Origin of the sequence: Cyanobium sp. N5-Cardenillas, from assembly GCF_024345515.1 — a bacterium.
Taxonomy (GTDB): domain Bacteria; phylum Cyanobacteriota; class Cyanobacteriia; order PCC-6307; family Cyanobiaceae; genus Cyanobium.
This window is the reverse complement of the sequence record NZ_JAGQBG010000204.1, coordinates 1-5,463: the sequence shown is the minus strand read 5'-3', so window position 1 is coordinate 5,463 and position 5,463 is coordinate 1. Positions and strand designations below refer to the sequence as shown.

Annotated in this window: 4 protein-coding genes and 1 pseudogene; 2 read left to right on the top strand and 3 right to left on the bottom strand. The window is 70.1% G+C overall.

Annotation, left to right across the window (positions count from 1 at the left end):
• Positions 1-160: 160 nt before the first annotated feature.
• Together KBZ04_RS13935 and KBZ04_RS13930 are read right to left on the bottom strand one after the other, a co-directional pair.
• Positions 161-2,272, bottom strand: coding sequence for an acyltransferase family protein (locus KBZ04_RS13935; protein WP_254992503.1), 2,112 nt, complete (start codon positions 2,270-2,272; stop codon positions 161-163).
• Positions 2,273-2,324: 52 nt separating this feature from the next.
• Positions 2,325-3,230 (bottom strand): alpha/beta fold hydrolase, encoded by a 906-nt coding sequence (locus tag KBZ04_RS13930; protein WP_254992502.1) that lies wholly within the window; start codon positions 3,228-3,230, stop codon positions 2,325-2,327.
• A gap of 78 nt (positions 3,231-3,308) precedes the next feature.
• Between KBZ04_RS13930 and KBZ04_RS13925 the strand changes: the two genes are divergently transcribed.
• A complete protein-coding gene (locus KBZ04_RS13925; RefSeq protein WP_254992501.1) occupies positions 3,309-3,629 on the top strand; it encodes a hypothetical protein in 321 nt (106 codons plus the stop codon).
• Between the two features lie 24 nt (positions 3,630-3,653).
• Here KBZ04_RS13925 and KBZ04_RS13920 read toward each other — a convergent pair whose 3' ends face one another.
• On the bottom strand, positions 3,654-5,003 hold the full coding sequence (locus KBZ04_RS13920) for a cation:proton antiporter (RefSeq protein ID WP_254992500.1): 1,350 nt from the start codon (positions 5,001-5,003) through the stop codon (positions 3,654-3,656).
• 162 nt (positions 5,004-5,165) lie between these two features.
• Here KBZ04_RS13920 and KBZ04_RS13915 point away from each other — a divergent pair.
• A pseudogene (locus KBZ04_RS13915) lies at positions 5,166-5,463 on the top strand (glycogen phosphorylase); the annotation flags it as partial.

The window sequence follows — 5,463 nt, the reverse complement described above, 5'->3', positions numbered from 1 at the left end:
CCCTTGTTCAGGTGGAACACCAGCACCGCCAGCATCGCCGCCCCCCGCAGCGCATCGATGTCCGGCCGGTAGGCAAACCCGCCTCCCTTCCCGCCCGCTACGGACGCCTTGTCGCTCGCCGCTGGCGCGGCTCCGGTCGTGGCGGTGGGGGCCACAGCCATCAGCGTCCCCCCGGAATCAGGCCCGCCTCGGAGAGGAACCGCTGGAACGGTGCCGCCAGCGAGCGACTGCCGCTCACGCTCAGGTGGTGGTTGTCGGCGAACAGGGGCGTGCCGTCGGGCCGGCGATCGAGCACCCTGCCTTCGCCGTCCACGAGGTAGGGGGTGGGGTCGAACACATGCACATTCGGCAGGCCGGCCGCCGCCGTCTCAAGGGTGTCGCGCACCGTGCGCTGCATCGCCGCCGTCACGGCGGGCTCGGGCGCACAGCCCACGGCCGGGCCGCCGGTGGAACGACGGCACTCCAGCGGTTTGCGGGCGAGCATGGGGCTGTCCACCACCAGCACCAGCTGGATGCCGCGGGCGGCGAGGCGCTGGGCATAGGCCCGCAGGTTGGCCACGTGGCGGGCCCTGGCCTGGGCCGGGGTGAGACGCTGGGCGCCCTCCATCACCTGGGCCTCGCTGGGGGTGCCGGCGGGGGTGACATCACCCACGTAGTAGTTGAGCCAGGTCGAGAGCACGACCACATCGCCGCGCTTGAGGCGCTCGAGGGAGCGCTCCATCTCGCCGACCACGAAGTCGCGGCAGGGGCCGTAACTCTTGTTGCCCCAGCTCATCAGCAGGCTGGGATCGGTGAAACAGGCCATCTGGTAGGCGAAGCTGATCCCCTGGCCCGTGCGGGCGGTCACCGCATCGAGCATCGGCAGCAGATGCAGGGCGTGGGAATCGCCCAGCAGGAAGATCTCGCCGGCACCGGGCCGGCCGGGCCGGCCGCAGCGCTCGAAATCGATCCGGGTGGTGTCGTTGTAGGGCTGGCCGTACGTGAGGCTGCAGCCACTGCCGATGCCGGTGCCGAGGATCTTCAGGTTCTGGATGCGTTCCTGATGGGGAACAGGATCGCGATCCGTGCCCCGGAACAGGCGGTCCCGCAGGCCGTTCTGCAGGGCATCGATGCCGATCCACAGGCCCCCCACCGCCAGCACCGCCAGACCCGTCTCCCACCACCACTGCAGCGGATAACGACGCACCGGCTGCTCCACCAGCCCGTACGCCGCCACCGCCAGCACCACGCTCCCGGCCACCGCCACCACGTACTGCCACCACGTCTCCATCCCCCACGTCCAACGCAGCAGCACGATCACCGGCCAGTGCCACAGGTACAGCGAATACGACAGCAGCCCGCACGTCAGCAGCACACGCTCCAGCCAGCGTCCCGGCAGAAATCTCCCCCCCTCCCCGGGACCCGCCTGCAGCACCAGCAGCGTCCCAACCACCGCCGGCAGCACCCCAGGCACCGGGAACCCCTCCCGCTCCGACGTCATCACCACCGCCCACAGCAGCAGCGCCGCCCCCACCAGCCGCGGCCAGCGGCCTGTCAGCCACGGCGCTCCCAGCAGACCGCGCCGCTGGGCCACCAGCAGCAGCGAGCCCACCGTCAGTTCCCACAGGCGGCTCGGCATCAGGAAGAACGCCGCCATCGGCGCGTTCTGCGTCCACCACCAGCTCGCCCCCAGCGACAGCACCACCAGCGCCGCCAGCAGCGGCACGCTCCGCCGCACCCCATAGCCGATCCCCACCATCAGCAGGGGGAACACCAGATAGAACTGCTGCTCCACACCCAGCGACCAGGTGTGCAGAAAGGGGTTCAGATCCGCGTCACGGTTGAAGTAATCCACCTGACCCATCAGGTAGTTGTTCGACCAGCCGAACAGCGCCTTCAGGGCCACGATGAAATACGGCCCGCTCTCCAGAGGCGGGATCAACAGCGCCACCCCCAGGCTCGTCACCCCCAGGCACACCAGCAGGTTCGGCAGCAGCCGCCGCACACGCCGCAGATAGAAATGGCCCAGCCGTGGCCACAGCGGCTTGCTCGCCTGGCCCAGCAGCGAGCCCATCACCACGTAGCCCGAAATCACAAAGAAGATGTCCACCCCCGTGAAGCCACCGGGCAGCCACCCCTTGTTCAGGTGGAACACCAGCACCGCCAGCATCGCCGCCCCCCGCAGCGCATCGATGTCCGGCCGGTAGGCAAACCCGCCTCCCTTCCCGCCCGCTACGGACGCCTTGTCGCTCGCCGCTGGCGAGGCTCCGGTGCCTGTGACGGCGGCGATCAACCCTGCCCCCCTGTGTGGAGGGAAATGTACCGACCGGCCAGCGTCGCCGGGTTCAGCGGGCGGTCAGCGCGGCAACCGGGCTTTCCACCAGACCCGCCAGCCACTCCAGCAGGGCCCGGTTCACCTGGTCGGGCACCTCGTCGTGGGGGCAGTGGCCGGCGTCGAGCACCACTTCGGTGGTGCGGGCCGGCGCGTGCCGCTGGAAACTGGCCCGGCGACCGGCGGCATTGATCCAGGGGTCGCGGATGCCCCAGAGCAGCAGCAACGGCGCCGTGAGACCGGCGAAGAGTTCGTCGAGGGGCTGGCCGCGGGGGATGTCGAACACGGTGCGGAACACGCCGAAGGCCCCCGGATCCCGCGAGGGCCGCAGGATCGCCTCCACCAGCGCGTCGTCGACGTTGGTGCGGTCGATGTACACCTGGTTGAGGGTGCGGCGCACCGTGGCGGGGCGGCGCATGTTCTCGAACAGGAGGCGCTGCAGCACCGGACTGCGCAGCAGGGCCGACCCGATCGTCTGGCGGGCGATGGCCCCCCACCCCTGGGGTGGCTGCTGCTCGTCGCTGAAGGGGCCGGCGGCGTTCAGCAGCGCCACGCCCGCGGCCCGCTCCCCCAGGGCGGCGCCGGCGGCCAGGGCGGCAAAGCCGCCGAGGGAGTTGCCCACCAGCACCGTGGGCCGGCCGATCCGCTCCGCCACATAGGCGCAGAGCTGGTCGCGCCAGAGGGCGCCGCCGTAGGTGAGGCCGGCAGGTTTGGCACTGCGGCCGAAGCCGAGCAGGTCGATGGCGTGAACCTCATGGGTCAGGGCCAGCACCGGAATGTTGAAGCGCCAGTGGTCGGTGGAGGCCCCGAAGCCATGCACCAGCAGGATCGCCGGGCCGGAGGGCTGCTCCGGAGCCGAGCGAATGGCGTGCACCCGATGGCCCAGGAACTGCCAAGGGATGTCGGGTGACGAAGCCATGGACGCAGGGGCGTTGCGGTGGAGGACGATGCTAGGAAGCCTGGCCAGCGTGCGGCCCCGCCCCCTGCGCCTGCCGCCATGTCCGACGCCTTCAGCATCGCCGACCTGAGCCCGTTGCTGCCGGGGGTGGCCCTGTGGGCCCTGGCCCTTTACCTGCCCCTGAGCGTCCCGCTGGGCCGGCTGGAGCAGGCCCTGGCCGAGGCCTCCCTGGAGGAAGGGCTGCAGCAACTGGTGCTGGTGGGCGGCAGCCTGCTGCTGGCCCTGGCGGTGGGGCTGGTGGTGGAACTGCTGCTCAGCTGGGCCCTCGGACCTGGCTGGGCCGGAAGCCTGGGCTTGATCGCCGTGCTGGGGGGCCTCTCGCTCAGCCTGGCCGCCGGCAGGGACGACCGACAGCCCTGAAGCCGGCCGGACCGGCCCGGGGGATCAGGCGGCCTGTTCGGTGCTGCCCTCGGCGGGGGCTTCGACACCGCTGAGCGCCAGGCGCAGCAACAACGGCGCCAGGAAGGTGGTGCCGATCACCATCAGCAGGATGGCCGCCTCCAGGGGCGCCGAGAGGATGCCGGCCTGGCTGCCCAGACCCAGGAAGATCAGACCCACCTCGCCGCGGGGCATCATCCCCAGACCCACCACCAACCGGTTGGTCTTCTCCTTGCTGAGGTAGCTCCAGCCGGCGGCCACCTTGCCGGCGATCGCGACGGCCAGCAGGAACAGGGCCACCACCAGCCCTTCGCGGTTGTCGGGGTTGAGGGGATTCATCACCGACAGGTCGAGGGCGCTGCCGATCAGCACGAAGAACACCGTGGCGAACAGGGCCACCAGGGGCTTCACCGACTGCTGGATCGCCTTGGTGTGCTTGGAGGCGCTGAGGATCAGGCCGGCGGCGAAGGCCCCCAGGGCCGCCTCCAGGCCGATGGCCTCCGCGACGAAGCAGCACAGGCCCAGCACCACGAAACCAGCCACCACCACTTCCCCCGGCGCCTTGAGGCGATCGAGGACCCAGTCGAAGACCGGCGCGCCGGTGCGGCTCAGGAACAGGGCCACGGCCACGAACACCGCCGCCGCCAGCACCAGCTGCAGGATCGGACCGGCGGCGATCACCCTGTCACCGGCCAGGGCCACCACCACCGCCAGGATGACGATGCCGAAGATGTCGTCGAGCACGGCGGCGCCGATCACGGTCTGGCCTTCCCGTGTTTTCAGGAACTTCAGTTCGCCGAAGACGCTGGCGGTGATGCCGATGCTGGTGGCGGTCATCGAGGCGCCGGCGAACACCGCCGGAAACAGCGGCACATGGAAGAGGAGGACCAGACCGGACGTGCCCAGGGCAAAGGGCAGCACCACGCCGGTGAGGGCCACGGTGGTGGCCTGCTGGCCCACGGCCATCAGCTCATCGAGTTCGCTTTCCAGGCCCGTGAGAAACAGCAGGGCATAGAGGCCGAGCTTGGAGGTGGCCTCCAGGGAGGGGAAGCTCTCGGTGTAGATCTCGGCCACCGTCTCGGGGCTGACGCCGGCGCAGTAGCCGACCAGATCGAGCATGACCTGGTTGAGCTCGGCGTGGACGGCCGGCGGCAGGATCAGGTGCAGCCCGGTGACGCCGATCAGCACACCCGCCACCAGTTCCCCGAGGATCGTGGGCAACTTGAGGCGCACCATCAGCTCGGCCAGGGCCCGGGCCACCAGGAAGATGACCAGGTAACGGCCCACCTGCAGCAGCGTTTCCACCGTCTCGATCTGGGTGCTGCCGACCTCGAGCAGCAGGCTGGGCACGACCATGGACGGAATCAGTGGCGTGCGGACCCTAGGGGGGGTTGGCGACGCGAAGGTGTGCCGTTGCTGATCTCCCAACAGGCCGGGCGGGAGGAATGGCAACCACCGCTACGGTCTTGAGACGCACGGCCAGACCTGTGCCTGAGGGACCACCGCGCGCCGACCGCCATGACCGACCAACAACCCCGCAACCTGAGCCTGCCCACGCCCGGGTGCTTCGCGGACCCCGATCGCAGCGGCCTGACGGCGACGGATGTGTTCGACGGCATGACCGAACACCTCTTCTACACACTCGGCAAGCTCGCCCCCAGCGCCAGCCGCCACGACCTCTACATGGCGCTCAGCTACGCCGTGCGTGACCGGCTCATGACCCGCTACCTGGCGGGCATCGAAGCGATCGCCGCCAATCCCAAGCGGATCGTGGCCTACCTCTCGGCCGAATTCCTGATCGGACCCCAGCTCGGCA